General features: G+C 43.6%; 2 protein-coding genes and 1 pseudogene. All 3 read left to right on the top strand.

Going from position 1 to position 3,491, the window contains the following annotated elements:
* The first annotated feature begins 530 nt into the window (after positions 1-530).
* Complete coding sequence (locus WBA23_RS19150) at positions 531-818, top strand: hypothetical protein (protein ID WP_424583887.1); 288 nt, start codon at positions 531-533, stop codon at positions 816-818.
* A gap of 56 nt (positions 819-874) precedes the next feature.
* Positions 875-2,746 carry a family 16 glycoside hydrolase gene (locus WBA23_RS19145; RefSeq protein WP_424583886.1) on the top strand — a complete coding sequence of 624 codons (1,872 nt, stop codon included), beginning with the start codon at positions 875-877 and terminating at the stop codon, positions 2,744-2,746.
* A 10-nt stretch (positions 2,747-2,756) separates the two neighbouring features.
* Positions 2,757-3,491 (top strand): annotated as a pseudogene (locus WBA23_RS19140) (auracyanin family protein); the annotation flags it as partial.

Below are 3,491 nucleotides of genomic sequence, written 5' to 3'. Positions count from 1 at the left end.
CTTCTCCTTCACCTAACACGCTCACAGTAAAATCTTGATCTACATTATTAGCGGGCCATTCTATGTATCGGCTAAAATTATATATCAATATAGTGTGGTACTTGTACTGCTGGGCTTGTACGGTGCCCGATATGAAGTAGATTAAACAAAATATTCCTACAAGTGCTTTCATAATATACGCCATTAGTTATAAGAATTAAATTTACTTTGTGTGTTACAAATATGGCATATAAATTAGAAAAATTATATATAATATTAAAAAATTTATTACCTGTGTATTCTGAAGGGAACTTGGGCGTAAATGGTGCTAATTGTTGCTAGGGACTTTTGGGTTTCTATAATTATTGTCTAGTCACATTAGCGCGGTTACTTGGGTTATATTGGTTCAGAAAGTGTTATTGTTGTTTGAGGAACTACTTTCAGAGACTAACTTCTTAATCTTTTAAATAAGAATTTCTTAAGTCTGTTTTTAAATAGAATTATCTGGAATACTTCGTTGTTGAACCGTTATATGATGAATAACTAGGTCTATGTTACTTGATATTGCGCTGTTCGGACTAGCTTTTCTTCTAGCAATACCGGCTATTACTGGCTATTTTGCTTATAGCCACGGTCGTTCATTTTGGCTGTGGTTTACAATGGGTTGTGTCCTTCCATTTGTCTCTAACATTATTTTAGCCGTACTGTGCTGGAAAGTAGCTCGCAAAGAAGAGCGTCGGCGAGTGGGTACTCTTACCCGTTTTGAAGATGGTTACATGGGAGTAGAAATAACAAAGGTGGTAAAAGCTCAACCCAGACACCAAGATAATCCATCTTAGTTTTGTCTTACCTTAGAAAGTCATAATTTCATGGATTCAAATTTATCTACTAATCCATGAGATACGTACTAGCCAGTCTACTATTCCTTCCTTTTTTCACTTTTATTGCCTGTACCACTTCCGACTATACTGAAAACACTACATCTACTTATCTGCCGAGTCAGACTATTTCGCTAACACAATTAACTGCTTTTGAAGAGCCATCGGCGAACTGGGGTTTAGCTAGTAAGGTATACGCTAATCGGAATAAAGAGAATGCTTTGGAAGTAGAGCCGGGTACGGGCATACTGGCCAATCAGCCACAGGAGGATGCTCGTAGTAACTTATTTACCGCTTTCGAGCATGGCGACCTTGATTTAGAATTGGACTTCATGATGCCTAAAACATCTAATTCAGGAGTATATCTTCAGAGTAGGTATGAAGTGCAGTTATTTGATAGCTGGGGAAAAGATAGTATCCGTTTTGCCGATTGTGGTGGTATTTACCAACGCTGGGATAATAACCAAGGCTACGGCGGCCAAGCACCTCGCACCAATGCCTGCTATGCCCCGGGGCTGTGGCAGCATCTATCTATAAAATTTGAAGCACCCCGGTTCGATGCTCCAGGTAAAAAAGTGCGAGATGCCATTTTCCGAGAAGTTAAGCTGAACGGAGTGGTAGTTCACGAAAATGTGACCGTAAGCGGCCCTACCCGAGCAGCCGCATTTGACGATGAGCAACCTTTGGCGCCTTTAATGCTCCAAGGCGACCATGGCCCAGTAGCTTTTCGTAATATTCGCTATAAGCGCTACGGGGCTAAAAAGGTTGAACTGAAAAATATCACTTACGAATACTACGAAGGAAAATTTCAGACTCCCGATACGCTGACTACTTTGGAGCCGCAGAACAGTGGCCCTACAGACTCTATCAGTTATCAGTTATCGCCTCAGCCGCAAGATTATGCCTTAATTTTTATCGGTACACTTAATACCCCTACCAGCGGAGATTATCTAATGACACTAAAAACAGCTGGTGCTAGCTGGCTGTGGATTGACGATAAAATGGTAGTAAACTATTCAGAAGGGCAAAATTTAGGATCACCAGACCATGGGCAAGTCCAATTGGAAAGTGGCGAACACTCGTTTAAATTAGTTTTTAACAAACTCGGAAGAGGCTGGCGACAGGGGTTAGCTTGGGAATACGAAGGACCAGAAATCCCAACAACAGCACTGCAAGCTCCAGGTTCTGTTCCGAAGCAGCAACCTCCACCGCCCCATGTAGTTGAAGCAGTCTCTGAACCAGTTTTGCAACGAGGCTTTTGGTGGGTCGATGAAGAAACTAAAAAGACGCATACCTTATCCGTTGGCTTGCCATCTCAAGTAAATTACGTGTATGACCTGCGTAGTGGAGCTCTATTAGCCGGCTGGGGAGGGAGTTTTGTGGATGCTACTCAAATGTGGCACAGCCGGGGAGAAGATCAGTCCTTGACCGCATTGGGTGGAGTTATACCTTTTCAGATACGCCCTTCGTTTGCTCAGCTTACTTCTAATCAAGCTAGTTGGCCTGATTCCGTTGATCTTGAGTCGGAGAGCTTTCGTTACCGAGGGTATCAGTTAAACGCTGAACGTATTCCGGTGTTTGAGTACCAGATAAGCGGAGGTACTTTGTACGATCAAATTGAGCAACAGCATGCAGAGCGGAGCTTAACCCGAAAAATCAGAGCTGATCTAGGCCAGTCGTCTTCTTGGTACTGTCTAGTAGCTGAAGGAAGTTCGATTGAAAAACTACCCGACGGCAGCTATAGTGTAGACGATCATAGATACTACGTAACAGTTGATGAATCCGCCAATGAGCCTATTAAGCGTCAACAGAGCGGAAAAGCCCAATTATTACTACCTCTTATCGCTCAAAATGGCGAAACTACCGCATCTTATACCATTATCTGGTAATTATACTATTATGAAAAACTTTGCTATTCTACTGCTAATTGTTATTCCCAACTGGTTATTCGCGCAATCAGAAGACGAATATTATCGGATTGAGACCATTCCTATTCCCGATAGTATTGTGCTAGAAGTTGGTGGATTGGCCTTTACTGATGAAGGAAAGTTAGGTATTTCTACTCGCCGGGGTGAGGTTTGGCTAGTAGATCGACCTACTTCGGCCCGCCCGGCTTTTACTCGTTTTGCCCACGGACTTCACGAACCACTGGGGCTAGCGTACCGCAACGGTTCATTTTACACCACCCAGCGAGCCGAGGTGACTAAACTTACCGATAACGATAACGATGGAATAGCTGATCGCTATCAATCCATTTACTCCTGGCCACTTTCCGGTAATTATCACGAATATTCTTACGGACCCCTGTTTCTACCTAACGGTGATATGCTGGTGACGCTGAATTTGGCCTGGATTGGTTACGGCGAAAGCCCAGTGAAGTGGCGGGGCTGGTTGCTTAAAATTTCCGAAGATGGCAATATGACTCCCATCGCTACGGGGCTGCGGTCGCCCGCGGGCTATGGCTTTGATGTTGATGGCGAATTGTTCTACGGTGAAAATCAGGGCGATTGGATTGGGTCCGGACGCATCACTCATTTAGAGAAAGGAGATTTTGCCGGAAATCCTGCCGGACTGAACTGGAGCCAAGAACCTAATTCGCCTTTGCGACTTAAGCGAACAAGTATTCCTGATTCA

This window comes from Tunicatimonas sp., from assembly GCF_049647865.1.
Lineage (GTDB): Bacteria > Bacteroidota > Bacteroidia > Cytophagales > Cyclobacteriaceae > Tunicatimonas.
The sequence above is the reverse complement of the archived record's forward strand: the minus strand, read 5'-3'. Positions and strand labels throughout refer to the sequence as shown.